23 protein-coding genes are annotated in these 26,938 nt (G+C 53.3%); all 23 read left to right on the plus strand.

Features of this window, described 5'->3' with window-relative positions; genetic code table 11:
* Positions 1-41: 41 nt before the first annotated feature.
* The 23 genes from hpf (at position 42) to uvrA (ending at position 26,932) form a co-directional block, all read left to right on the plus strand.
* The gene (gene hpf, locus LKH74_RS09340) at positions 42-599 is read left to right on the plus strand and encodes a ribosome hibernation-promoting factor, HPF/YfiA family (protein WP_135367468.1); all 558 of its coding nucleotides are present in this window, start codon (positions 42-44) and stop codon (positions 597-599) included.
* A gap of 365 nt (positions 600-964) precedes the next feature.
* Positions 965-3,328, plus strand: coding sequence for a preprotein translocase subunit SecA (gene secA / locus LKH74_RS09345; protein ID WP_135367467.1), 2,364 nt, complete (start codon positions 965-967; stop codon positions 3,326-3,328).
* 348 nt (positions 3,329-3,676) lie between these two features.
* Positions 3,677-4,793, plus strand: a protein-coding gene (prfB, locus tag LKH74_RS09350; protein WP_135367466.1) for a peptide chain release factor 2 whose coding sequence is annotated in 2 segments (ribosomal slippage) — positions 3,677-3,748 and positions 3,750-4,793 — 1,116 coding nt in all. Because the reading frame shifts where the segments join, the coding sequence is not laid out codon by codon here.
* A 135-nt stretch (positions 4,794-4,928) separates the two neighbouring features.
* Complete coding sequence (locus tag LKH74_RS09355) at positions 4,929-6,083, plus strand: PDZ domain-containing protein (protein ID WP_287708372.1); 1,155 nt, start codon at positions 4,929-4,931, stop codon at positions 6,081-6,083.
* 4 nt (positions 6,084-6,087) lie between these two features.
* On the plus strand, positions 6,088-6,795 hold the full coding sequence (locus LKH74_RS09360; RefSeq protein WP_287708371.1) for a response regulator transcription factor: 708 nt from the start codon (positions 6,088-6,090) through the stop codon (positions 6,793-6,795).
* Positions 6,792-8,135 (plus strand): sensor histidine kinase, encoded by a 1,344-nt coding sequence (locus LKH74_RS09365; RefSeq protein ID WP_287708370.1) that lies wholly within the window; start codon positions 6,792-6,794, stop codon positions 8,133-8,135. Before LKH74_RS09360 ends, LKH74_RS09365 begins: the two co-directional genes overlap by 4 nt.
* Before the next feature lie 383 nt (positions 8,136-8,518).
* A complete protein-coding gene (locus LKH74_RS09370) occupies positions 8,519-9,400 on the plus strand; it encodes a phosphate ABC transporter substrate-binding protein (protein WP_135367462.1) in 882 nt (293 codons plus the stop codon).
* A gap of 1 nt (position 9,401) precedes the next feature.
* Entirely contained in the window at positions 9,402-10,331 is a 930-nt protein-coding gene (pstC, locus tag LKH74_RS09375; protein ID WP_287708369.1) for a phosphate ABC transporter permease subunit PstC, read from the plus strand.
* Positions 10,331-11,215, plus strand: a complete 885-nt coding sequence (pstA, locus tag LKH74_RS09380; RefSeq protein WP_287708368.1) for a phosphate ABC transporter permease PstA — start codon at positions 10,331-10,333, stop codon at positions 11,213-11,215. The genes pstC and pstA overlap by 1 nt, the downstream gene beginning before the upstream one ends.
* Positions 11,216-11,249: 34 nt before the next feature.
* Positions 11,250-12,053 carry a phosphate ABC transporter ATP-binding protein PstB gene (gene pstB, locus LKH74_RS09385; protein WP_179951126.1) on the plus strand — a complete coding sequence of 268 codons (804 nt, stop codon included), beginning with the start codon at positions 11,250-11,252 and terminating at the stop codon, positions 12,051-12,053.
* Positions 12,054-12,067: 14 nt separating this feature from the next.
* Entirely contained in the window at positions 12,068-12,826 is a 759-nt protein-coding gene (gene pstB / locus LKH74_RS09390; RefSeq protein WP_135367458.1) for a phosphate ABC transporter ATP-binding protein PstB, read from the plus strand.
* An 11-nt stretch (positions 12,827-12,837) separates the two neighbouring features.
* Positions 12,838-13,518, plus strand: coding sequence for a phosphate signaling complex protein PhoU (gene phoU, locus LKH74_RS09395; protein ID WP_287708367.1), 681 nt, complete (start codon positions 12,838-12,840; stop codon positions 13,516-13,518).
* Positions 13,519-14,248: 730 nt separating this feature from the next.
* A complete protein-coding gene (locus tag LKH74_RS09400) occupies positions 14,249-14,581 on the plus strand; it encodes a PspC domain-containing protein (protein WP_135367456.1) in 333 nt (110 codons plus the stop codon).
* Position 14,582: 1 nt separating this feature from the next.
* A complete protein-coding gene (locus LKH74_RS09405; RefSeq protein ID WP_287708366.1) occupies positions 14,583-14,954 on the plus strand; it encodes a phage holin family protein in 372 nt (123 codons plus the stop codon).
* Positions 14,955-15,034: 80 nt separating this feature from the next.
* A complete protein-coding gene (gene hprK, locus LKH74_RS09410; protein ID WP_135367454.1) occupies positions 15,035-15,970 on the plus strand; it encodes an HPr(Ser) kinase/phosphatase in 936 nt (311 codons plus the stop codon).
* 5 nt (positions 15,971-15,975) lie between these two features.
* On the plus strand, positions 15,976-16,839 hold the full coding sequence (gene lgt, locus LKH74_RS09415; RefSeq protein ID WP_135367453.1) for a prolipoprotein diacylglyceryl transferase: 864 nt from the start codon (positions 15,976-15,978) through the stop codon (positions 16,837-16,839).
* A gap of 15 nt (positions 16,840-16,854) precedes the next feature.
* Positions 16,855-17,868 (plus strand): NAD(P)H-dependent glycerol-3-phosphate dehydrogenase, encoded by a 1,014-nt coding sequence (locus LKH74_RS09420; protein ID WP_135367452.1) that lies wholly within the window; start codon positions 16,855-16,857, stop codon positions 17,866-17,868.
* Between the two features lie 36 nt (positions 17,869-17,904).
* The gene (gene galU / locus LKH74_RS09425) at positions 17,905-18,810 is read left to right on the plus strand and encodes a UTP--glucose-1-phosphate uridylyltransferase GalU (RefSeq protein ID WP_135367451.1); all 906 of its coding nucleotides are present in this window, start codon (positions 17,905-17,907) and stop codon (positions 18,808-18,810) included.
* Between the two features lie 70 nt (positions 18,811-18,880).
* Positions 18,881-19,816, plus strand: a complete 936-nt coding sequence (trxB, locus tag LKH74_RS09430; RefSeq protein ID WP_135367450.1) for a thioredoxin-disulfide reductase — start codon at positions 18,881-18,883, stop codon at positions 19,814-19,816.
* A gap of 887 nt (positions 19,817-20,703) precedes the next feature.
* A complete protein-coding gene (locus LKH74_RS09435) occupies positions 20,704-21,345 on the plus strand; it encodes a YfbR-like 5'-deoxynucleotidase (RefSeq protein ID WP_135367449.1) in 642 nt (213 codons plus the stop codon).
* Positions 21,342-21,863: an acetyltransferase gene (locus tag LKH74_RS09440; protein ID WP_135367448.1), complete on the plus strand. Its 522-nt coding sequence runs from the start codon at positions 21,342-21,344 to the stop codon at positions 21,861-21,863. Before LKH74_RS09435 ends, LKH74_RS09440 begins: the two co-directional genes overlap by 4 nt.
* Before the next feature lie 159 nt (positions 21,864-22,022).
* A complete protein-coding gene (gene uvrB / locus LKH74_RS09445) occupies positions 22,023-24,029 on the plus strand; it encodes an excinuclease ABC subunit UvrB (protein WP_135367447.1) in 2,007 nt (668 codons plus the stop codon).
* Positions 24,030-24,049: 20 nt separating this feature from the next.
* Entirely contained in the window at positions 24,050-26,932 is a 2,883-nt protein-coding gene (gene uvrA / locus LKH74_RS09450) for an excinuclease ABC subunit UvrA (RefSeq protein WP_135367446.1), read from the plus strand.
* Positions 26,933-26,938 lie beyond the last annotated feature (6 nt).

Raw genomic sequence — 26,938 nt, forward strand, 5'->3', positions numbered from 1 at the left:
AGCAAGCCAAGGAATCTCTTGGCTGAAGGGAGAGAAGTTTTATGCTCACATTTAATATTCGTGGTGAAAACATCGAAGTTACTGACGCAATACGGGATTACGTTGAAAAGCGTATCAGCAAGTTGGAGAAATATTTCGACAACAATGTTGAGGCAATTGCGCATGTCAACCTGAAGGTCTACCAAAACAAGACAGCGAAGGTTGAAGTAACAATCCCACTCCCATACTTGACATTACGGGCAGAGGAAACCTCTCCGGACTTATATGCAAGTGTTGACTTGGTTACGGACAAGCTGGAACGTCAAATTCGCAAGTACAAGACCAAGGTCAACCGTAAGTCACGGGAGAAGGGATACAAGAATCTCGACTTCTCACCAGATACTGACAGTGACAATACAGCTGACAGTAGCGATTTGGAAGTTGTCCGCACCAAGCGCGTTTCATTGAAGCCAATGGATAATGAAGAAGCCGTTCTCCAAATGGACATGTTAGGCCATGACTTCTTTATCTATGAAGATGCCGAAACCAATGGGATCAGCATCGTCTACCGTCGCAATGACGGTCGGTACGGCTTGATTGAGGCCGATGATCAAGATTAAGTAAGTTTAATTGACGAAGCGCCGCGTGTCTGCGGTGCTTTTTTTGTGGCCTGTGGTAGGCTACAAGTAAGTGACACTCAGATTTAATCTGGGTGCAATCCGGGCGCCATTTGCGTTTGGTATCCTAGATAAACGGAGCGTTTGACGTGATTTTGGGGTGAAAAGCCGAAATGGATTAAACGTTAAACTAATTTTGTTAACCCCATTTGTCGTTGCTATAACGCCAAAGAAACCGCTTCACTGTGCGGCGGCTGTGGAGATTTGTTTCATCTTGGCCGGGATAGTGGTAAAATGTAGGTTGATTTATTGCAAATAAATGGGTAACTTTAAATAGACTTACTAAATGTACTGAAGGGAATTCTCACATGGCAAATATTTTGAAACGATGGGTCGAAAGTGATCGCCGGACTTTACGACGCCTCAGTAAATTAGCGGACCAAGTTGGCGCATACGCTGACGAGTACGCAGCACTTTCAGACGATGATTTGAAAGCGAAAACGCCTGAATTTAAGAAGCGTTATCAAGACGGCGAAACGTTGGACGATTTACTGCCTGAGGCTTTCGCGGCTATCCGTGAAGGTGCCAAGCGGGTCCTCGGTCTCTATCCTTTCCACGTGCAGATCATGGGGGGAATTGTGCTTCATGAAGGGAACATTTCCGAAATGAAGACCGGTGAAGGGAAGACCTTGACCGCCACGATGCCCGTGTACCTGAATGCCTTAGCGGGTAAAGGGGTTCACGTGGTTACGGTTAACGAATACCTGTCTGCACGGGACGCAACTGAAATGGGTGAACTGTACACCTGGATGGGCTTAACGGTTGGTTTGAACTCCGCTGAAAAGTCCCCAGAAGAAAAGCGGGAAGCCTACAATGCCGACATCACCTATTCAACCAACGGGGAAATCGGGTTCGATTACCTCCGGGATAACATGGTGGTGTACAAAGAAGACATGGTGCAACGGCCATTGAACTACGCAATCGTCGATGAAGTTGACTCCATCTTAATTGATGAAGCCCGGACCCCCTTGATCATTTCTGGTCAATCCGAAGGGACGAGTGCTTTGTATCAACGGGTGGACCGGTTTGCGAAGACCTTGCACGAAAAGGAAGACTTTAAGATCGACTTGGAATCCAAGACGGTGGCGTTGACCGACACCGGGATCGAAAAGGCGGAAAAGTACTTTAACTTGAAGAACCTGTATGATACGGACAACACGGCCTTGACCCACCACATGGACCAAGCGCTGCGGGCCAACTTTATCATGCTCCGTGATAAGGACTACGTGGTCCAAGATGGCGAAGTCTTAATCGTTGATTCCTTTACTGGGCGGGTCATGGACGGTCGTCGATACTCCGACGGGCTGCACCAGGCCATTGAAGCCAAGGAAGGCGTCGAGATTCAAGAAGAAACCAAGACCATGGCGAACATTACCTACCAAAACTTGTTCCGGATGTACAAGAAGCTCGCCGGGATGACCGGGACGGCCAAGACCGAAGCGGAAGAATTCCGGGAAATCTACAACATGGAAGTCATCACCGTGCCGACCAACAAGCCGGTCGTGCGGGTCGATCAACCTGACCTGTTGTACCCAACCTTGGAATCGAAGTTCAACGCCGTGGTCAACGAGATCAAGACGCTGCACGCTAAAGGTCAACCAATGTTGATTGGGACCGTGGCCGTGGAAACGTCCGAATACCTGTCACAACGGTTGGACCAAGAAAACATCCCGCACGTGGTCTTGAACGCCAAGAACCATGCCAAGGAAGCCGACATCATTCAAAACGCCGGTCAAAAGGGTGCCGTTACCATCGCCACCAACATGGCCGGGCGGGGGACTGATATTAAATTAGGACCTGGCGTGGTTGAAATTGGTGGGTTGGCCGTTATCGGGACTGAACGTCACGAATCACGGCGGATCGATAACCAGCTTCGTGGCCGTTCCGGTCGTCAAGGGGACCCTGGTATGACGCAATTCTACCTGTCCCTGGAAGATGATTTGATGCGGCGATTCGGTTCCGACCGGGTCAAGGCCTTCTTGGAACGGATGAACGTGGATGGCGAAGATGCCGTTATCCGGAGTCGTATGATCACCAAGCAAGTGGAATCCGCCCAAAAGCGGGTTGAAGGGAACAACTACGATTCCCGGAAGAACGTCTTGCAATACGATGATGTGATGCGGCAACAACGGGACGTCATTTATGGCGAACGGAACCAAGTCATCAACCAAGACAAGTCACTGAAGTGGGTCTTAATGCCAATGATCAAACGGACCGTCGACCGCGTGGTTAACTTACACACGCAAGGCGACCAATCCGATTGGGATTTGGATACCTTACTGGACTTCGGGATTTCCGCAATGGTTTCCCCAGACAAGATTAGTTTGGATGACCTGAAGGGCAAGACCGCAGATGAAATCAAGGCCTTCTTCATGGGCTTAGCCGAAGACGTTTACGCCGAAAAGCAAAAGCAACTCTACGATCCAGCACAAATGCTTGAATTCGAAAAGGTTGTCCTCTTGCGTTGCGTGGACTCTCATTGGACCGACCACATTGATGCCATGGACCAATTACGGCAATCAATCGGGTTACGGGGTTATGGTCAGTTGAACCCGTTGGTTGAATACCAACAAGACGGGTTCCGGATGTTCGGTGAAATGATCTCCGACATCGACTACGACGCCACGCGCCTGTTCATGAAGTCTGAAATTCGACAAAATATTACCCGATAAACGGGAACGGACGAGGCGAAAGAGATTCTTTCGCCTCGTTTTTGGTAAAAAGAGTGGGACCCAAGGCGGTTAGTCGGCGAGCATTAAGGCTGCTAAGCGGATAATCCCGGTCTTGGATTATTTGCTTAGCAGTTTTAAGCGGAACCGACTGCCTTGGGTCGCACGTTTTGGCCATGTCGCCCGAGTGACTAGACAGTGGCCATTGCGATTCGTCTCGCTGGACAGTCACCCGACATCGTGATGATAATAAGGTGTGGCTGGCCACGAGAATCAAGTTACTAGTCAAGAAGAACCGCTGGCTGAATTGAACCAATAGCAAACAAATCACTTAAAAAGGAGCCAACAAACATGGAATTAAGCGATGCAAAACGCGAAATTACTGCCATGAAAGAACAACTCACCGGCTTTAGGGGGTCACTTTGACTTTGATGCCTTAAACGAAAGCATCAGTGTCAATGAAGGCCAAATGGCCCAACCTGGCTTTTGGGACGACGCGCAAGCCGCCCAGAAACTGATCGATGAGACCAATGACATGAAGAAAAAGGTGGAGGAATACCAGAAGCTGTCTGATCAAGTGGACGACCTGGAAGTCGCCTTGGAATTGTTGCAGGATGAACCAGATGCCGACATGCAAGCCGAGTTTGAAACGGACTTTGCGGCGGCCAAGAAGGCTCTGCAGCAGTACAGCTTGAACATGTTGCTCAACCAGAAATACGACCGCAACAACGCCATTTTGGAAATCCATCCCGGGGCCGGGGGAACCGAATCCCAGGACTGGGGCGAAATGCTGATGCGGATGTACACGCGTTGGGCGGAACAACATCAGTTCAAGGTGACCGTGCTGGATTACCAAGCGGGGGATGTGGCTGGGTTGAGTAGCGCCACGCTCCTGATTGCCGGGCACAACGCCTATGGGTATTTGCGTTCCGAAAAGGGTGTTCACCGGCTGGTACGGATTTCGCCATTTGATTCGGCCGGGCGCCGGCACACATCCTTCGCGTCGGTCGACGTGTTGCCTGAGCTGGACGATTCCGTGGACGTGGAGATCAATCCGGCCGACTTGAAGGTCGACGTTTACCGGGCTTCCGGAGCCGGGGGCCAGCACGTCAACAAGACGTCATCGGCCGTCCGGATCACCCACTTGCCCACGGGTATCGTGACGCAGAGTCAGGCGCAACGTTCACAGCTGCAAAACCGCCAGACGGCGCTGGGCATGTTACGGGCCAAGTTGTACGAGCGCGAGGAAGAAAAGAAAGCCGCCGAAAAGGCCAAACTTGAAGGCGACCAGATGGACATCGGCTGGGGGTCGCAGATTCGCTCCTACGTTTTCCATCCGTACACCATGGTCAAGGATCACCGGACCAATTACGAAACGGGAAACGGGCAAGCCGTGATGGACGGCGACCTCGATCCGTTCATCGACGCTTATCTGCAGTGGCAGTTGAGCCAGAAGAATCCGGATTAAGGCAGGTCGAAATAACTTCTACCGCCAATTGATGATTAAAATAATGATTAGATGGGTAACGCGAATGTCGTGTTACCCATTTTTGTTTCATGATATACTGGGGACAGCTATCTTTTCAGGAAAGGTGTCGATTTCATGCGGACATTTATTGCTTGTAGCACTTACCTGCTGCAGCCGCTGGTTTGGCTGGCGATTTTACGCGTTTGGCTGACCAGTCGCGCGCGGATCAAGTCCGAGCGTCATGATTTTGGAAGTGCCGTTTTTAGCGATCACTTCGAGTTGCGTCATCTGTTGACCCAGGGCGTCTTGCTGGGGTTGGGGTTATCGGTGGTCAATCTGGCCGTGGGCTTTAGCCTGCCGCTGTTGTGGATCATCATTTACGAGGGCTTGGCCATCCTGACGTTGGTCTTATTGCCCACGACGATCTTGCCGCTGACGTTGATTGTGGTCACCACGGTGCTGACCGTCTTTGGGGGCACTTACATAACGGCCAAGCCGGACTTATCAGCGTTGGGCCTCAACTGGTCGTCGGTTTCCGGGGCCAATTATTTGTGGTTGGCCGTGGTCTTCTTCCTTTTGTTAGGGCATTGGGTGGCCCATTACGGTGGCCGCTTTGCCAGCCCAAAGATCTACGCCAAGCAACGGGGCAAACGCATCGCGGGGTACCCGTGGCGCGAATTTTTGGTCTTGCCCATGGTGACGTTGGTTCCCGGCGACTGGTTGACCAGTCAGTGGGCCTTTTGGCCGGTCTTTCACATTCAAGGCAAGAGCTTTGCCATTTTGGTGATCCCGCTGATTCTAGGGTTACGGCTGACGGTCTTTCGTCAAGCCCCGCACGCGGTCTATCGCAAGCTAGCCCGGCAGTTCGTCTGGTTAGCCGTGGTCGCGGCGGTCTTTTGTGGGTGGACGGCATTTCGCCCGACCGATGCGCCTTACCTATTAATCATTCTGTTAGTTGGTTATGCGGTTATCCTATGGCGAGCTAAACGCTATGACGAACGGCAACAATTCTGGTATTCTCAGGTCGACGATGGTGTCCGCGTATTAGCGATTCGCCCGCGAACGCCCGCTGTCAAAATGGATTTGGCGGCTGGCGACATCATTTTGGAATGCAACCATCGTCCCGTAAATAGTGAAACGAGTTTTTATGAGGCCCTCCTTGCCAATCCGGCGTATTGTCATTTGCGCGTTCAGGACATGAATGGTGAGTTAAAGATGACGGAAACAGCGATTTATTCTGGGGCACCGCACGAAATCGGCATCGTTTTATTCAGAGATCAGGAGGGGTAAACCTATGAGTCGAGTCCTAGTCGTCGATGACGAGCCCGCAATTGTGACGTTGTTGCAGTACAACTTGGAACAAGCAGATTTTCAAGTGGTGACCGCAATCGACGGTGAGCAGGCGTTAAATTTAGCGTTACACGAAAAGTTTGATGTTATTTTGTTGGATTTAATGTTGCCTAAATTGGATGGGGTGGAGGTCACCAAACGCCTTCGCCAAGAAAAGATTCAGACGCCCATCATCATGGTGACGGCCAAGACCGGCGAGTTCGACAAGGTCTTTGGCCTGGAACTCGGCGCGGATGATTACATCACCAAGCCGTTTAGCCCGCGCGAAGTGATTGCCCGCATCAAGGCGGTCATGCGGCGCTATCACGAGGATCAACCACAAGGACAGACCCCGGGGAAGGTCGACCACCGCTTGAAGGTCGGGGACCTGACCATTGACCAGGACAAATTCCAGGTCAAGCGCGGTGACCAGCCCATCGAGTTGACCCCCAAGGAATTTGAATTACTGTTGTTTTTTGCCAAACGTCCCGGCAAGGTGTGGAGTCGTGAACAGCTGCTGGAAGGCGTCTGGGGCTTTGACTACAGTGGCCAAACGCGCATGGTCGACATTCACGTGTCGCATTTGCGCGAAAAAATCGAGTTGGACCCCAAGCATCCCGTGCTATTGAAGACGGTGCGGGGCTTTGGCTACACCTTTGAGGCCCAGTCATGATGCGCCAACTGCTGGTGGCCTTTGTTGGGCTGGGGATGGTGAATACGCTGCTGGTCTGGCTGGTGCGGGCGCCTCACGTGGCGTTGGCGACGCTGGTCGCGTGGTCCGTGGCCCTGCTGGAAACGGTGGTGCTGAGCTACGTATATCGCTGGTTAGAACAGCGAATCACGATTTTGACCAAGAAGGTGGAAGGCATTCGCCACGAAGAGACGCCAGCCCACGTGCTGTTGTCGCCCCACGACCCGTTTCAGCAATTGGCCCTGCAGATCAATTACCTGCAGACGCAACAGCGCAAGGCCCGCCGCGAGATGGCCAGTCAAAATCAGGAGTTCGCGACGTTACTGGACTACCTGCCGATTGGCGTGATGGTGATCGACCGCTACCGCAAAGTCGAGCTGGCCAATCCGGCGATGGAGCAGTTCTTACAACGCCAGATTTCTCCGCGGCGGCACCCGTTCACCCAAGACGTGCAACAGTTCGAGCTGGCCAGTCTGATCAACGCGGCGCTCAATGATCGCCAGACGCAGCACAAGACGCTGAAGTTGCCCGGGGTGGACAAGGAGCGGACGGTCGATGCGCGCGCCATTTACACCGCCACGTCGCAGGACTATTTTCAGGTGCTGGTCCTGCTCTACGACGTCACGGAGGTGTACGCCGTGGAACAGATGCAGATGGACTTCGTGTCCAATGCATCGCACGAACTGAAGACGCCGGTCACCGCCATTTCTGGCTTTGCCAAGACGTTGTTAGCGGGAGCCAAGGATGACCCGGAGAAATCAGTGGAGTTCTTGAAGATCATTGACCAACAAAGTGAGCGCCTGGTGGAACTGATCAACGACGTGTTGACCATCTCGCACATTGAGTCGGGCAACGCCGTGGAGGTGGCTGAGGTGCCAGTCGGCCAGATGGTCGCCAGCCAGGTCTCCTTACTGTCGCCATTAGCCGCGGTCAATGCCGTGACACTGATCAATCAGGTACCGGCCGAATTGGTGGCCGTGACGGACCAGCACAAGTTCGACCAAATCTTGAAAAATGTGTTGAGTAACGCCATTAAATACAATCGGCCGCAGGGCACGGTCACGTTGACCAGCCAGGAGACGCCTAAAGCCTGGTCGCTCACGATTGCGGATACGGGAATCGGCATCGCGCCCCAGGACCAACTTCGGGTGTTCGAGCGCTTCTACCGTACGGACGTGTCGCATTCTAACCAGTTGGTCAGCGGCAGCGGCCTGGGGCTAGCCATCGTGCGTGAACTGGTCCAGTCGTTGAACGGTAAGATCGACCTGCAAAGCACGCCCGACGTCGGCACCCAGGTCACTATGACTTTTCCGGTGGCTTAGGCCCGGCGGCTAAAATTAAAAAACTCATCAGGACGCAGCCAGGGGATGGTTGCGCCCTTTTGGGTCCAGTAAGGTAGCTGAGGGTTGAACCTGAAATTAACGCGCTGATTACCGTAATGACGGTGTTCTAACACCTGAAATTGGCAAAACCAGGCGCCTACGTTAGCCAGGGTTCCGGCAAGGTTGCTATCAGTAATACCGTGTAAAAGTCTATTCACTTAAAAATCATGGTCACCCAGCATGATTTCAACAAAAATTTACCCAGTACGGGATATATTTACACAACCTTTACAATACGTCTACATGACATTTACATTAGTTCGGTATACTAAATTTTGAAATGGTTGGGCCAGAGACGCGCAACCGATTTAGGAGGGTACGGTATGTCGAAAAAACGCTGGGTGCAGGGCCTAGTCTTGGTGGTACTGGTCGCATTGGGAGTCTTTGCTTACCAGACACGGCAAGTCAGCCACGCGGGTGAATCCATTACCGCAGTTGGTTCAACGGCGCTACAACCCCTGGTGGAAGCCGCGGGTGAACAGTATACGAGCGAACACCTGGGAACGTTTATCAACGTTCAAGGCGGTGGGACTGGTACTGGGTTGAGCCAAATTCAAGAAGGGGCCGTGCAGATCGGGGATTCCGACCTATTCGCCGCCGAACAAAAGGGCATCCGGGCCGCCGAGTTAGTCGATCATCGGGTGGCCGTCGTGGGGATTACGCCCATCATCAATAAGCGTGTGGGCATCAAGAATTTGTCAACGCACCAATTGATTCAAGTCTTCACGGGTCAGGTGACTAACTGGAAACAGATTGGTGGCGCTGACCTACCGATTGTTTTGATCAACCGGGCGCAAGGTAGTGGGACCCGGGCGACCTTTGAGCAATTTGGCCTAATGAAGCACCGCTCCAAGACGGCCCAAGAACAGGATTCGTCTGGGATGGTGCGCTCCATCGTGGCGACTACCCCCGGTGCCATCAGCTATGTGGCGTTTTCTTACGTGGACAAGACCGTGCAGGATGTTTCCTTAAATCACGTGGCGCCCACGGAAGACAATGTGATCACGAACAAGTGGCCGATTTGGTCTTACGAGCATCTGTACACGAAGGGCCAGCCTACGGGCTTAACCAAGGCCTTTATCGCCTACGTCCAGTCTCCCGCAATTCAAAAGACATTGGTACGCCAACTGGGATATTTATCCCCGGATCAAATGTTGGTTGAACGCAATGCCGCGGGACACATTACCAAGACGGGAGGCGCCTAAGATGAAGAGTACCCAACAATTAGAACGACAATTAAAGCGGCGCTCCAAGGCCGCCAAACTAGAAATCTGGGGCCGCATGGTTAGCCTCACGGCGCTACTGTTGATTGTGGCGGTCGTGGTGGGCATCATCGGTTTCGTGGCCTCTAAGGGGATTGCGACCTTCACCAGCAACCACGTGAACCTCTGGGACTTCCTGTCCGGTAAGAAATGGAATCCGGGCATTACCGATGCCCACGGCAAGCCGGAAGTCGGCGCTTTGCCGATGATCGTCGGGTCCTTTCTGATTACGATTTTATCCGCGCTGGTGGCGACACCATTTGCCATCGGGACGGCTGTCTTCATGAATGAAATCTCGCCGAACAAGGGCGCCAAGATCTTACAGCCGGTGACGGAACTGCTGGTGGGGATTCCCTCCGTGGTTTACGGGTTCATCGGGTTATCCGTCGTGGTCCCAACTACGCGGGCGCTCTTTGGTGGTAGTGGGTTTGGGATCCTGTCCGGGACCTGCGTACTGTTCGTCATGATCTTACCGACCGTGACTTCCATGAGCGCCGATGCCTTGCGGGCCGTTCCGCGCTACTACCGCGAGGCCTCACTAGCCCTGGGTGCCACGCAATGGCAGACCATTTACAAGGTCGTCTTACGGGCCGCCACACCGGGCTTGATGACGGCGGTGGTCTTCGGGATGGCCCGAGCCTTCGGTGAAGCCTTAGCCGTACAAATGGTGATTGGGAACGCCGCGTTGATGCCAAACAGCCTGGTATCACCGTCATCCACGTTGACGTCAGTACTGACTACCGGGATCGGTAACACGGTCATGGGGTCATTGCAAAACAATGCGCTTTGGTCCTTAGCCCTGGTACTGTTACTGATGTCGTTAGTCTTTAACTTAATTATCCGTTTGATTGGTCGAAAGGGGCGTTTGCAATAATGAATTCAAAAACGCAAAACAAGGTGGCCATCGGTGGCCTATACGGAATCGCCGGTTTCGTGGTCCTCATCTTGCTGGCCCTGCTCGGCTTCATTTTAGTGAGCGGTGTGCCGCAATTGAGCTGGCATTTTCTGACCGCCCCCGGCAAGGCCTTCTTAAAGGGCGGCGGGGTCGGCGTGCAACTGTTCAACTCCTTTTACCTGTTGATCTTAGCCATGCTGATCTCGTTTCCGATTGCCCTGGGTGCCGCGATTTATCTGTATGAATACGCCAAGGACAACTGGTTGACGACCACGATTCGCACGGCCATTGAAATCTTGAGTTCGCTGCCATCCGTGGTGGTGGGGCTCTTCGGCTTCCTGTTCTTCGTGGTCAAGCTACACCTGGGGTTCTCGATTCTGTCCGGGGCCTTTGCCCTGACGTTCTTCAACTTACCCCTGTTGACGCGGAGCATTGAAGATTCGCTGCGAACCGTCAGCGACGTGCAACGTGAAGGGGGCCTGGCCCTCGGGTTATCACGGTGGGAGACCGTGTCGCGGGTGATTTTACCCGCCGCGGTGCCAAGCATCTTGACCGGGGTCATCCTCAGTGCCGGACGGGTCTTTGGGGAAGCGGCCGCGTTGATCTATACGGCTGGCCAAAGCGCACCGGCATTGAACTTTGCCGATTGGAATCCGTTTAACATTTCCAGTCCGTTAAACCCGATGCGACCGGCCGAAACATTGGCGGTCCACATTTGGAAGATTAATTCGGAAGGCATCATGCCCGACGCCAAGGCCATTTCGTCCGGGTCGTCCGCGGTGCTAGTGATTGCCATCTTGCTGTTTAACTTTGCCGCCCGCTACTTGGGCAAGCGCTTGTACAAACGCCTCACGTCGGCGTAAAGGAGGTTCGCCCATGTTTGTCAATAACGATGTGATGAATGCCACCACCAAAGAGGAACGGCACGTCATCCAATTAAACGATCCTGAGCATCCGGTGATTTTGTCAACGGAAGGCCTCCACGTGTATTACGGTAAGAAGGAAGCCCTGTTTGAGGGGGACCTGCAATTTGCCAGTAACCAGATTACCGCGCTGATTGGGCCGTCCGGGTCCGGTAAGTCGACCTATTTGCGCTCGCTGAACCGGATGAACGACCGCATCGCCACGGTGACGGGGAAAATCATGTATCGTGGCGTGGACATCAACCAGCCCGATATCGACGTCTACGAGATGCGTCGGCGGGTGGGGATGGTGTTTCAACGGCCCAATCCCTTTGCCAAATCCATCTACGATAACATTGCCTTTGCCCTGCGGTTACGCGGGGTGACGGACCGACATCAGTTGGATGAAATCGTGGAGACGTCGTTGAAGCAAGCCGCACTTTGGGATCAGGTCAAAGACGACCTGAACAAGAGTGCGCTGGCGTTGTCTGGTGGTCAGGCGCAACGGCTGTGCATTGCCAGAGCCATTGCCATCAAGCCCGACATTTTGTTGTTAGACGAGCCGGCCAGTGCCCTTGACCCCGTGTCGACGGGCCAACTGGAAGACACGTTGTTGTCACTCAAGGCGCATTACACCATTATCATTGTCACCCACAACATGCAACAGGCCGCACGGATCAGTGAATATACGGCGTTTTTCAATCAGGGGCGGGTGTTGGAATACGACACCACGAGCCATATCTTTACCAATCCGTCGGTTCAGGTGACCAGTGATTATGTTTCGGGGAACTTCGGTTAAGAGGAGGAAGAATAATGAAAGAAGAAATTTTGACGACGCAGGACTTGCATTTGTACTACGGCGACAAGGAAGCGCTGAAAGGCATCAATTTAAATTTCGATGAAAAAGGCATTACCGCGTTAATTGGCCCATCCGGTTGTGGGAAGTCGACTTACTTGCGGACGTTGAACCGCATGAACGACCTGATTCCTAACGTGACCATCACCGGGACCATCAAGTTCAAAGGCAATGACCTGTACGCGCCTAATGCGGATACCGTGCAAATTCGTAAGGAAATCGGCATGGTCTTTCAACAACCGAATCCGTTTCCGTTTTCCATCTATGACAACGTAATCTACGGCCTGCGCATCGCCGGGGAAAAGGACAAGGAAAAGTTGGATGCCGTCGTGGAGAAATCCTTGCGGCAAGCAGCCGTGTGGGACGAAGTGAAGGATCACTTACACGAAAGCGCCTTGGCCCTGTCCGGGGGGCAACAGCAACGGGTCTGCATCGCGCGGGTCCTGGCCGTTTCGCCAGAAATTATTCTGTTGGACGAACCAACCAGTGCCCTGGATCCCGTCTCCAGTAGCCAAATTGAAGCAACCCTCTTGAATTTACGCCACGATTATACGATTATTATTGTGACCCACAACCTCCAGCAGGCGTCGCGGATTGCGGACCGGACCGCGTTCTTTATGAACGGGGAGCTGATCGAGGTGGATCAAACCAAGAACATTTTTATGAACCCAGCTAACAAGCAAACTGAAGATTACATTAGCGGTCGCTTTGGGTAAGGAGGAAGGATATGCGCAGATTATTTGATGATGAGCTTGCGGATTTAGACGCAGACTTCACGGAAATGGGGATGGTGGTCAGTGAGACCATCGAGCAGGCGGTCAACGCGTTTACCAATCGCGATGCCGTTGCTGCTCAACACCTGATCGATCACGACCACGACATCAACGAGCGCGAAATTGCGCTGGAAAAAAAGACGTTTGAAATGATTGCGTTGTACCAGCCCGTGACGACGGATCTGCGAGAAATCGTGACGATTCTCAAGGCCGTTTCCGAATTGGAACGCGCCGGCGACCACGCACGTAACATCGCGCACGCCGCGATTAAGTTTGGGACGAAACAAAAGATTCCCGTGCTGGAGCAGCTCATGAATCAAATGGGACAGATGACCACGCAAATGGTCAAGGACGTGTTGACCGCTTACGTCAATAAAGACGAGCACCAAGCCCGTCAATTGGCCGACGTTGACCGCCAGCTGGACCGCTTGAATCACCAGGTCAGGGCGGCCAGTTACGCGCAGATGCGTGAAGACCCCGCCTTTGAAACGGGCGCATCGATCTATCTGAACGTGGCGCAAGACCTGAGTCGCATCGGGGATTACGTGACTAACGTGTGTGAATGGGTCGTCTACCTGAAGTCCGGGCAGATCATTGAGTTGAACACGGCGAGCCAAGATGAAGCGAGCGAATAGCGCTGGCAAAATTGCACCTGAAGTTTAATCTAAACTGAAGATTTACCCGAACGGCCACTGAAGACTTGCTTTCAGTGGCCGCTTTGGGTATTCTTGCCCTAGCGAGTGTCTTTAGGGACTGGCCACCTTGCCGTTCGCCCGAGATGTGGCTAGATTGGTGGTTGCGCAGTTATTGAATGGAGACGACCATAATGCCCATTGAGAAGATTGGATGGCACATCCTACTAATGTGACGTGTGCAGTACCGCCTGACGTGGTGGGATAAGCTAATCGCTGCGGTATTTATCCCCGTAACGGTAGGCGGCCGGTATGAACCATGTTACTTGGAAATGCCAATCTACCGTGTAATTGTGGTGGTCCACCACAAGACGCGATGGGCAATGACCGCACTGCTGACGAGTGGGTACACGCAATCCTGCCGGAGGAGGTCAGGGGTGGAGCCAGCTGTGTCGACGGTGTTGGCTGAGGTTTTGTCTCAGCCTACAGCGTGGGGCGACTTTGGAGACTGGCGATTTTAGCCAGGCTTCAAAGCGAACCGGAAGCCCGTTTCTCAGGCTGGAGGTGTCCCCCATAGCAGGTGGAACCCCTGACAGCCGCAGGCAACTGGTTTCGCTAGCCCATCCCCATTTACCAGATTTCATCGCTCAAACCGGGGTGATTACTGGATTTACCCCCGGGGTTTCCGATATGATAGAAGCACTTAAAAACTTAAAAAAGGAGTTGTCCGCCTATGGCAGAGAAAAAACGTTTCGTCCGTTCCCGTACAAACCGCTTAGTCGGTGGGGTATTGGGCGGCATTGCTGAATACTTTAATTGGAACGCCAACTTATTACGGCTGATCTACGTGCTGGTTTCGTTAGCGATTCCGACGCACGGAGTCTTGGGCTTACTGGTGTACGTGGTGGTCATGACCTTCATGCCACTGGATGATTCACGGCCGACCACGCCGAACTTTCGCGATCTGTTTCGCGGGGGCTCCGCGGCGCCCAAGGAACCAGAGCGCAAGGTGATTCATGACGTCACCGAACAAGATGTCCATGAAAACCACAAGGATGGTGAGTAACATGCGGTTTTGGCCGAGAATTTTTGTCAATGCGTTCATCTTTTTGGCGTTAGCCGGCTTTTTCCAGAGTTCGCTAGCGGGCGGGTTTCAAAATAGTTTCTACGTCTCCAGCGTCTGGATCGCCTTGCTGGCCAGCTTCGTGCTGGCACTGCTAAATGCGGTGGTCAAGCCCATCTTGTTTGTGTTGTCGTTGCCAATCACGATTCTCACGTTGGGGTTGTTCAGCGTGGTGCTCAACGCCATCATGCTGGAGCTGACCTCGTGGTTTGTCGGCAGTAATTTTGCCTTCAGCTCGTTTGGCACGACCTTGATCATCGCCATTATCATGTCGCTGTGCAACGCGATTATTAGCGACCACTTTGCCCGGGACTAAAACCGGTTGAATTTGGTGGGAGTTCCCGCGGGAAAGTGCTAAAATTAGAGTAGTTTACTATGCAGTAAGGAGGAGCGCCCATGACAGAAAGTGTCACGGTGGCCGAGCTCGTCAAAGCCAACCGCTTAGATGTGTATTCCGGCGAAGAAAATCTGAATCGGCAGATCACAACCAGTGATATTTCCCGACCCGGTTTGGAATTAACCGGTTATTTTAACTATTATCCAGCAAAACGGGTTCAACTGCTGGGAATTACCGAAACGTCCTTTGCGAAGGGCATGAGTCATAAAAAGTTACTCGACGTGATGCGGAAGATGTGTCAACCGGAGACCCCGGCATTTGTAATTTCGACGCAACTCGATCCGCCAGAAGAATTGAAACAATCCGCTGACGAGGCCGGCATCCCCATCTTAGGAACCAAGCTAACGACCTCGCGGGTGCTCAGTAACATGACCAACTTCTTGGAAGGCAAGCTCGCGGAACGTCAGTCCGTTCATGGTGTCTTGGTTGACATCTACGGGGTCGGGGTCATGATTACCGGCGATTCCGGGGTCGGCAAGAGTGAAACGGCCCTGGAACTGGTCAAGCGGGGTCATCGACTGATTGCCGATGACCGGGTCGAAGTCTATCAACAAGACGAACAAACCCTGGTCGGCGCGGCGCCAGCCATCTTGAGTCACCTCTTGGAGATTCGCGGTATCGGAATCATCGACGTCATGAACCTGTTTGGGGCCGGTGCTGTCCGCAGCGAAACGGACATCGACTTGATCGTGCACCTGGAATTGTGGAAGGACGACAATCATTTTGATCGCCTGGGCAACAACGATGAGACGCAGCGGTTCTTTGACGTGGTCGTGCCCAAGATCAGCATTCCCGTTAAGACTGGGCGTAACCTGGCCATCATCATCGAAGCCGCGGCCATGAACTTCCGGGCTCGCTCGATGGGGTATGATGCCACCAAGGTCTTTGACGAAAACTTAAAGCGCTTAATCAAGCAAAACGGTAATAAATCATAAGGGAGATGGGCGTTATTTTTTCACCGATTGTAGCGGCACTCAACCCCATCGCCATTCACCTGGGCCCGATTGCGGTCCACTGGTACGGGGTCATCATTGCCACGGGGGTCATCATTGCGGTGACCCTGGCCGTGCGCGAAGGGAATCGACGCGGCATCGAATCCGATGACATTTACGATATGATCTTGTGGGCCTTACCCGCGGCTCTGATTGCGGCGCGCGCCTATTACGTCATCTTTCAGTGGTCGTATTATCAGCATCATCCGGGCGAGATCATTGCCATTTGGGATGGCGGCATTGCCATCTACGGCTCATTGATTGGGGCCGGGCTGGTCGTCTACTTCTTTTGTCGGTCACGGTTCATTCCGGTTTGGCTGATGCTCGACGTGGCCGCCCCGACCGTCATCTTGGGCCAGGCCATTGGCCGATGGGGCAATTTCATGAACCAAGAAGCCTTTGGCCGCATTACCAGCCTGGCCTTTTTGCAGGGCTTGCATTTGCCGCGCTGGGTCATCGACCAGATGTTTATCAACGGGGCTTACCGCCAGCCGACCTTCTTATTCGAGTCGACCTGGAGCCTGATGGGCTTCGTGGTGTTGATGAGCCTGCGGCATTACCCGGGGCTGTTCAAGCAAGGCGAGGTCTTCTTGGCCTACGTCATGTGGTATTCGTTCGGTCGCTTTTTCATTGAGGGGATGCGGACGGACAGCCTGATGCTGTTTAGCTTCATTCGGGTGTCCCAGCTGTTGTCCGTCATTTTGTTTGTCGGGGCGTTGATCATTTGGATCAGTCGGCGGCGGTCCGTTACGCCACCTATCGCCTACTTAGATGGCAATCCGTTCCAAGCAAAAACTAATCTTTCTAAATAAGGAGAATCCATTACTATGTCAGAGAAAATTGCAGTACTCGGTGCCGGTTCATGGGGATCAATCTTAGCGAGCGTTTTGGACGAAAATGGTCATGACGTCCGCCTGTGGTCTTACAATCCCAAGCAGGTTGAGGAATTAAATACGCAGCACACGAACACGCATTACATCAAAGACTTTACGTTTTCTCCGTCGTTAGTGGCTTACTCCGATTTGGCGAGTGCCCTCGACAACGTGGATGCGATTCTGTTCGTGGTGCCAACCAAGGCCATTCGTTCCGTGGCTGCGCAAGTTGCGACCATTTTAAAGGAAAAGAACTTGCAGCCAGAATTGATCCATGCCAGCAAGGGAATCGAGCAGAAGACCTACAAGCGCTTATCGCAAGTCTTGGAAGAAGAGATTCCGGCCGAAAATCGCAAGGCCGTCACGGTCGTTTCGGGACCGAGTCATGCCGAAGATGTGGCTCGCAAGGATATCACCTTGGTCACGGCGGCTAGCCTGAGTCCGGATGCGGCGAAATACGCCCAAAAAATATTCATGACGTCTTACTTCCGGGTCTACACCAACCCCGACATCATTGGGGTGGAAATCGGGGCCGCGCTAAAGAACATCATTGCGCTGGGGGCCGGGGCCTTACATGGTCTAGGCTACGGTGACAATGCCAAGGCAGCCTTGATGACCCGGGGCCTGGCAGAAATTTCACGGTTAGGGACCTCGTTTGGGGCGGATCCCATGACCTTTATCGGGCTGTCCGGGGTCGGCGACATCATCGTAACCGCAACCAGTGCCAATTCACGGAACTGGCGCGCCGGTGACGAACTGGGCCGCGGCGAGAAGCTCGATGACGTGATCAACCACATGGGGATGGTGATCGAAGGGCTGGCCACGACCAAGGCGGCCTACGAGCTCTCCCGTGAACGCGGCGTTTCCATGCCGATCACGGAAGCTATTTACCAAGTGATTTATGAGGGCAAAGACATTCGCACCGCCATTTCTGAACTGATGCAACGCGAAGGTCGCTCCGAGTTTTAAAATTTTTTTGGGGATACGAGGAAGGATAGGTTACTTATGAGAAAAGTTAGAAAAGCTGTGATTCCAGCTGCGGGCTTGGGTACCCGTTTCTTACCAGCCACCAAGGCTTTGGCCAAGGAAATGCTGCCCATTGTGGACAAACCGACGATTCAATTTATCGTGGAAGAAGCGCGCAAATCGGGTATCGAAGACATCGTGATCGTGGACGGTAAATCCAAGCGTTCCATCGAAGACCACTTTGATTCCAACCCCGAACTGGAAGCCAACCTGGAAGCTAAGCACAAGGACGAACTCTTGCGGCAGGTCCAAGAGACCACGGGCATGAACCTCTACTTCATCCGGCAACCGTATCCCCGCGGCTTGGGCGACGCGGTCTTGACGGCTAAGGCCTTCATCGGCGACGAACCCTTCGTGGTGATGTTAGGCGATGACATGACCGACAGTAAGGTACCGTTGACCAAGCAACTGATGGACCGTTACGAACAAACGGGGGCTTCCACGCTGGCCGTGATGCGAGTTCCCCACAAGGACACCGCCAAGTACGGGGTCATCAATCCTTCCGAGGAGACGGCACCAGGCCTGTACAACGTTACCAACTTTGTGGAAAAGCCACAACCAGACGAGGCGCCTAGTGATCTGGCTATCATCGGTCGTTACCTGTTTACCCCAGAGATCTTTGAGGCTTTGGAAAACACCCCAGTTGGGCTGGGCAACGAATTGCAGCTGACTGATGCCATTGACAATTTGAACAAGACACAACGGGTCTTTGCCCACGAATACACCGGTAAGCGGTTTGACGTCGGCAATAAGTTCGGCTGGATTCAGACCAACATTGAATACGGACTGAACCATCCGGAAACCAAAGACCAACTGCGCGCCTACATTAAAGAACTGGGCGCTAAACTCAGCAAGGCCGATGAAAAGGCGTCCCAAGCAAAATAGGTGACAAACTTACTTTTTAATAGTAAAGTGGACGATATCATCAAGGCATGAGTGGAAGGGAGCGTTACGCTTGAAAAATTATGATGTCATCGTGATTGGTGCTGGCCCCGGCGGAATGACGGGAGCACTGTACGCCTCACGGGCAAACTTATCCGTATTAATGTTAGACCGCGGAATCTACGGGGGCCAAATGAACAACACGGCTGCCGTGGAAAACTATCCAGGCTTTAAGTCCGTCCTCGGACCAGACTTGGCCAAGGACATGTACGAAGGCGCGACCCAATTTGGCGCTGAATTCGCCTATGGGAGTGTCGAAGCCATCGAAGACCACGGTGATCACAAGGTTGTGAAGACCGACGACGGAGATTACGCTGCGAAGGCTGTCATCATCGGCACCGGGTCCGAGTACAAGAAGCTCGGCGTTCCTGGCGAAGATAAATTTGGTGGCCGGGGCGTGTCCTACTGCGCGGTCTGCGACGGTGCGTTCTTCAAGAACCGGGAAGTCGCCGTCGTTGGTGGCGGGGACTCTGCGGTTGAAGAAAGTCTCTACCTGGCGGGATTAGCTTCCAAGGTCACGGTCTTCGTGCGGCGCGATCAATTGCGGGCCCAAAAGATTTTACAGGACCGGGCATTTGCGAACGACAAGATCGAATTCGTGTGGAACACCAACGTGACAGAAATCTTGGGTGACGACATGAAGGTCACCGGCGTGGCCATCAAGAACAACCAAACCGGCGAGACCGGTGAAAAGGCCGTGAGTGGGGTCTTCATTTACGTGGGGAACCTGCCAATGACGGACGCCTTCAAGGATCTGGGCATCACTGACGATGCCGGTTGGATCAAGACGGACGAACACATGCGCACGGCGGTTGCTGGAATCTTTGCCATCGGTGATGTGCGGCAAAAGGATTTGCGGCAGATTACGACGGCGGTCGGCGACGGTGGTATCGCGGGTCAACAAGCCTTCAACTACATCGAAGACTTAAAGGCTGCGGCCGCAAAATAATTGAGTTTGAACGAATGGCAATTGCTGGTTTCCGGTGATTGCCATTTTTTTGCGCCCGGATTGTGTAAACCAGTGCCTGCGGCTGCCAGAGGTTCCGCCTGCTATGGGGGACACCTCCAGCCTGAGGAGCGGGCTTCCGGTTCGCTTAGAAGCCTGGCACAACCCGCCAGTCTCCCAAGTCGCCCCACGCTGTAGGCTGAGACAAAACCTCAGCCAACACCGTCGACACAGCTGGCTCCACCTCTGGCCTCCTCCGGCAGGTTAGTCGTTCTCACGTAGATAGCGTTGGGCGTACAAATGGTGGAGAGATTGCGTTACCAGTAACAATATTGAGATTGTCGTTAACAGTTGTACGTTGTAGATTGTGCTCATACTTGCTTTGACGTTAAATCGGGGAATTCAGCGACATCCGTTCGCTATCATCTCCAACGGATGTATGTGACACTGATAGATTGATAAGAGCCGTGTACAACTAGTCCTAATGATAGATTGGCACACCATTCTGGCTGGGATAATCGCGTTCCAATGCCATGCTGCTGATAGTGACAAGTATGCCAGAGGCAGTTAGGGGTGGAGCCAGCTGTGTCGACCCAGTTAGCCGGTGTTTTTTACCGGGTTACTGGGTAGGGCGACTTGAGAGACTCGTGGGTTTGGCGAGGCTTTCAAGCGAACCCCCAGATCGCCTCTCAGGCTGGGGGTGTCCCTCAGAGCAGGCGGAACCCCTAACTGCCGCAGGCAACAGTTTTCCGTTATCTCCAGGCAACGGGTTCACGTTATCTCAAAGTCAAGAATGCAAGGTAGAATAGATGAACTCGACCGTAGAAAAGTGGTAAGCTGAAAGCAATCAATTAACCACGATCCAGAAACTAAAGGAGCTGACGTGAACCATGGGAATGAACCAATTTTTACAAAGCTTGAGTGATTTGGAAACGATCGACCGGGCGCCCGGCTACTTTAAATTCGAACAACACTCCGTTGCCGCTCACTCGTTTAAGGTGGCGGAAGTCGCGCAGTTCTTGGGGGATGTCGAGGAACAGGCCGGCCATGAGGTCAACTGGCGTTTGCTTTACGAAAAGGCGTTGAATCATGACTACACGGAGCGCTTCATCGGCGACATCAAGACACCGGTCAAGTACGCGACGCCGCAACTCCGCCAGATGTTGGCCGATGTGGAAACGTCTTTGACGGCCAACTTTATTAAAAATGAAATTCCGGAACAGTTCCAGGCCGCCTACACCCGGCGTTTGGGTGAGGGCAAGGACGACACCTTGGAAGGGCAGATTTTATCTGTTGCCGATAAGGTCGATTTGTTGTACGAATCCTTTGGTGAGATTCAAAAAGGCAATCCGGAACCCGTGTTTACCGAAATTTACCGGGAAAGTCTGAGTACGATTTTGAAATTCAAACAAATGGCCTGCGTGCAATACTTCCTGTCGGCCGTTCTGCCGGAAATGTTGTCGGCGGACTTTAGTGACCGGCAGAAACTGGCCGAATTGACCGATCAGTTATTGGAGGATAAGCAAAAGTGAAATTAGCAGAAGTGTGGAACCAACAGTTGACGGGAGCCACGGTGCGGCCCTTAACGCACGCGGATGATGACCTGATTTACCAATTTCAAGCGGACCATCCCGAGTACTTTGCCCATTTTCAGGACCACCCGGTGACGCGCCAAGAAGCCATTCAAGACGTGACGGACGTGCCGCTGAACGCCCAGCCGGAGCAAAAGGCTTACCTAGGCATCTTTCGCGATGACCAACTGGTGGTCCTGGTGGATCTCATCATTGACTACCCGTTGCCCAGCCTGGTGTGGTTAGGCATGTGGTTGCCGGCCAAGACGCTGGCCCCCGCTGATTCGGCCGCCTTTTATGCCAGTCTGGTCGCCACGTTGAAGGAAGCCCAGGCCGTGCAACTGCAGCTGAGCGTCTTCATGGGGGATCGCCAGATGCAACAATTTTGGCAAGACCAAGGCTTGACGGCGATGCAGACCACGGCTGTCGTGCGCGGCGAACGGGTCGCCAACGTGACGATTTACCAAGATAAATTTTAAGTAGGTCGTCAAACTGGCGAAAGTATGTTCGGTATGGTAGAATATTTGAGCGTGATGAGTTTGGATTTACGTCCAGACTCTTTTTGCGATTGACGCTGATTGCGTGTCAGCGTCCTAAAATTTAAGCGTATAAATGATACGGTAGGGAGGTTACCATGCATGATTGATCGACAAACGGACCGCAAGTTTGATCTGGTTTCTAAATACAAGCCGACCGGCGACCAGCCACAAGCCATCAAGCAGTTGACCGATGGCATTGAAAGCGGCGAGAAGGCCCAGATCTTGTTGGGGGCGACCGGGACCGGGAAGACGTTCACCATTTCGAACGTGATTAAAAATGTGAATAAACCCACGTTGGTCCTGTCCCACAACAAGACGTTGGCGGGACAACTTTACGGGGAGTTCAAACAGTTCTTCCCCAACAATGCGGTGGAATACTTTGTGAGTTACTATGATTACTATCAGCCGGAAGCCTACGTGCCTTCGAGTGATACCTACATCGAAAAGGATTCATCCATTAACGATGAGATCGATAAGCTGCGGCACTCCGCGACCAGTTCCTTGCTGGAACGTAACGACGTCATCGTCGTGGCCTCCGTGTCCTCTATCTTTGGGTTAGGGGACCCTACCGAATACAAGAACCACGTGGTCTCACTGCGGGTGGGCCAAGAAATTGAGCGCGACGCCTTATTGCGCAAATTGGTCAACATCCAATTCGAACGCAACGACTACGACTTCCAGCGGGGCCGGTTCCGGGTTCACGGCGATGTCGTTGAGATCTTCCCAGCTTCTCGGGACGAACGGGCCTTACGTATTGAATTTTTCGGCGACGAGATCGACCGGATTCGCGAAGTCGATGCGTTGACCGGCGAAATCGTGGGTGACCGCGAACACGTGGCCATTTTCCCAGCGACCCACTTTATGACCAACGAGGACACCATGGCGAAGGCCACGGCGGGCATCGAAGGCGAATTAAAGGACCGGGTCGCCGAATTAGAGAATAGCGGCAAGTTATTGGAGGCCCAACGCCTCAAGCAACGGACCACTTATGATCTGGAAATGATGCGAGAAATGGGCTACACCAGCGGCATTGAAAACTACTCACGGTGGATGGATGGCCGTAAAGCCGGCGAACCCCCATACACGCTGCTGGATTTCTTCCCCAAGGATTTCCTGTTAGTCGTCGATGAGTCTCACGTGACGATGCCTCAGGTTCGGGGGATGTACAACGGGGACCGAGCGCGTAAGCAGCAATTGATCGACTACGGTTTCCGGCTGCCGAGCGCGTTGGATAACCGGCCATTGAAGCTAGATGAAGTTGAAAAACACATCAACCAAGTCGTTTACATGTCGGCCACGCCGGGACCCTACGAAGAGGCCCAGACAGATCACGTCGTCCAACAGATCATTCGGCCGACCGGCTTGTTGGATCCCACCATTGAAGTGCGGCCCATCATGGGACAAATGGATGATCTGGTCGGTGAGATCAACGCCCGCGTCGAGAAGAACGAGCGGACCTTTGTCACGACTTTGACCAAGAAGATGGCCGAAGACTTGACGGACTACCTCAAGGACTTGGGCATCAAGGTCGCCTACTTGCATTCGGATATCAAGACGCTGGAACGAACGGAGATCATGCGCGACTTGCGGTTAGGCAAGTACGACGTCTTGGTCGGCATCAACCTGTTGCGGGAAGGCATCGATATTCCCGAAGTGTCGCTGATCGCTATTTTGGATGCCGACAAGGAAGGGTTCTTGCGTAACGAACGGTCCTTGATTCAAACGATTGGCCGGGCGGCGCGGAACTCACATGGGCACGTCATCATGTACGCCGATACCGTGACGGAATCCATGCAAGCGGCGATAGATGAAACGGCCCGGCGGCGGAAGGTCCAAATCGCCTACAATAAGGAACATGGCATTACGCCAACCACCATCATCAAGCCAATTCGCGACCTGATTGCCGTCACCAAGAAGAACGACGACACCGATGAGAAGGATGACTTCGTGGCGAGTGACTTTGAGGACATGGACAAGCCAGACCAAGAAAAGCTGATTGCGCGGTTGGAAGACGAAATGCGTGCCGCAGCCAAGAAGCTAGACTTTGAGCAGGCCGCTTCGTTGCGTGATACGATTATGGATATGAAGACCGAGATCGGTGATTAGGGAAGTAAGGAGATTTCAATTTGGCAAATGATAAAATCGTGATTCACGGGGCCCGCGCCCATAACTTAAAAGATATTGACGTGACGATTCCCAAGAACAAACTGGTCGTTATCAGTGGCCTGTCGGGTTCAGGGAAGAGCTCACTGGCCTTTGACACGCTGTATGCGGAAGGCCAGCGCCGTTACGTGGAAAGCCTGTCGTCATACGCCCGCCAGTTTCTGGGGCAAATGGACAAACCGGATGTCGATTCCATCGATGGGTTGAGTCCGGCCATTTCCATTGATCAGAAGACCACTTCCAAGAACCCGCGGTCGACCGTGGGGACGGTCACGGAGATCAACGACTACCTGCGACTCTTGTGGGCGCGGGTGGGGACCCCCATCTGTCCCAATGATGGCACGAAGATCACCAGTCAAAGCGTGGAACAGATGGTTGACCAGGTACTTGCACTGCCCGAACGGACCAAGATGCAGATCTTGTCGCCCATCGTGCGGGCCAAGAAGGGCCAACACAAGAAGATTTTTGAAAAGATCCAACGCGAAGGCTTCGTCCGGGTCCGCGTCGATGGCAAAATCATGGACATCAGCGAAGTTCCCGAACTTAACAAGAACCAAAACCACGACATCGCTATTGTGATCGATCGGGTCGTGGTCAAAAAGGGGATTCGCTCTCGGCTCTTTGACTCCTTTGAAGCCGCTTTGCGGTTGAGTGGCGGGTACGCCATTGCTGACTTGATCGACGGCGAACCGATGATTTTCTCCGAACACTATGCTTGCCCTGTCTGTGGGTTCACGGTGGGGGAATTGGAACCGCGGCTGTTCTCCTTTAACGCGCCCTTTGGTGCCTGCCCGGATTGTGACGGGTTAGGGGTGAAGTTGGAAGTCGACTTGGATCTGGTCGTGCCTGACAAGACCAAGACGCTGCGTGAGGGGGCCTTAGCGCCCTGGAACCCAATCAGCTCGCAATACTACCCAGCCTTGCTGGAACAGGCCTGTGCCGCCTTTAACGTCGATATGGACACGCCGTTTGAGCAGCTGTCCAAGTCCGACCAAGCACTGGTCCTTTATGGCTCTCAAGGCAAGGAATTCCATTTCCACTATGAAAATGACTTTGGCGGCGTACGCGACGTGGACGTTGAATTTGAAGGTGTCATCCCCAACGTCAACCGCCGTTACCACGAAACTAACAGTGACTTCACGCGCGACGTCATGCGTAAGTACATGACCGAGTTGACCTGTCAGACCTGCCACGGTTTCCGGTTGAACCGCCAAGCCTTGAGTGTCAAGATCAACCACCAGCATATTGGGGAAGTCTCCGATTTGCCGGTGGAAAAGGAATTGGCCTTCTTCCAAAATCTGAGCTTTGGCGAACAAGATGCCGTCATTGCCCAACCGATTTTAAAGGAAATTCGCGACCGGTTGACGTTCTTACGCAACGTGGGGTTGGATTACCTGACGCTGAGTCGTTCGGCGCGGACCCTGTCCGGTGGGGAAGCCCAACGGATTCGGTTGGCCACGCAAATTGGCTCCAACTTGTCCGGCGTGCTGTACATTTTGGATGAACCCTCGATTGGGCTGCATCAGCGGGACAACGACCGGTTGATCGCCTCTTTGAAGCAAATGCGCGATCTGGGCAACACCCTGATCGTCGTGGAACATGATGAGGACACCATGCGGGCCGCCGATTACATTGTCGATATCGGCCCGGGTGCCGGGGAAAACGGGGGTCACGTGATGGCCGCCGGGACACCTAAGCAGGTCATGCGGTCCCGTAAGTCGTTGACCGGGCAGTACCTGTCCGGAAAGAAGTACATTCCCGTGCCGCTTGAACGGCGGACCGGCAACGGAAAGGCCATTCGCATCACCGGTGCGGCCGAAAACAACTTAAAGGACATCACGGTCGATTTCCCACTAGGCGAATTCGTCGTGGTCACCGGGGTCTCTGGTTCCGGGAAGTCCACGCTGGTCAACACGATTTTGAAACGGGCGTTGGCGCAGAAGTTGAATCACAATTCGGAAAAACCCGGGAAATACAAGTCCATCGCCGGCGTCAAGAACATCGAACGACTGGTCGACATCGATCAAAGTCCGATTGGACGGACACCACGAAGCAACCCCGCGACTTATACCGGTGTCTTTGATGATGTGCGGACCTTGTTTGCGCAGACCAACGACGCGAAGTTGCGCGGCTACCAAAAGGGCCGGTTCAGCTTCAACACCAAGGGTGGCCGGTGTGAAGCCTGCCACGGTGACGGGATCTTGAAAATCGAAATGAACTTCTTGCCAGACGTCTACGTGCCGTGTGAAGTTTGCCACGGGACGCGGTACAATTCCGAAACGCTGGAAGTGGAATACAAGGGCAAGAACATCTCGGACGTGTTGAACATGACCGTGAGTGAGGCCCTGAAGTTCTTCGAGGCCATTCCCAAGATCACCCGCAAGCTCCAGACGATTCAAGACGTCGGCTTGGGCTACGTCAAGTTGGGGCAACCCGCCACGACCTTGTCCGGTGGGGAAGCGCAACGGATGAAGTTGGCTTCCGAATTGCACAAGCAACAAAACGGGAAGAACTTCTACATCCTGGACGAACCAACGACCGGGTTGCATACGGATGATATCAAACGCCTGTTGACAGTGCTGCACCGGTTGGTCGATAAGGGCAACACGGTGTTGGTCATCGAACACAACTTGGACGTCATCAAGACGGCGGACCACCTGATCGACTTAGGTCCTGAAGGTGGGGAAGCCGGCGGAAACGTGGTCGCCACGGGTACGCCAGAGGAACTGGCGGAGGTCGCCGAGAGTTACACCGGCCAATACCTGAAGCCAATCTTGGCCCGCGATACCGCGCGGACCAAGGAAGACCAGGCTACGACTGAGGCCAAACCAGCCCAAACCAAGTAAACTAAT

The organism is Levilactobacillus sp. (genome assembly GCF_022646225.1).
Classification (GTDB): Bacteria; Bacillota; Bacilli; order Lactobacillales; family Lactobacillaceae; genus Levilactobacillus; species Levilactobacillus suantsaiihabitans.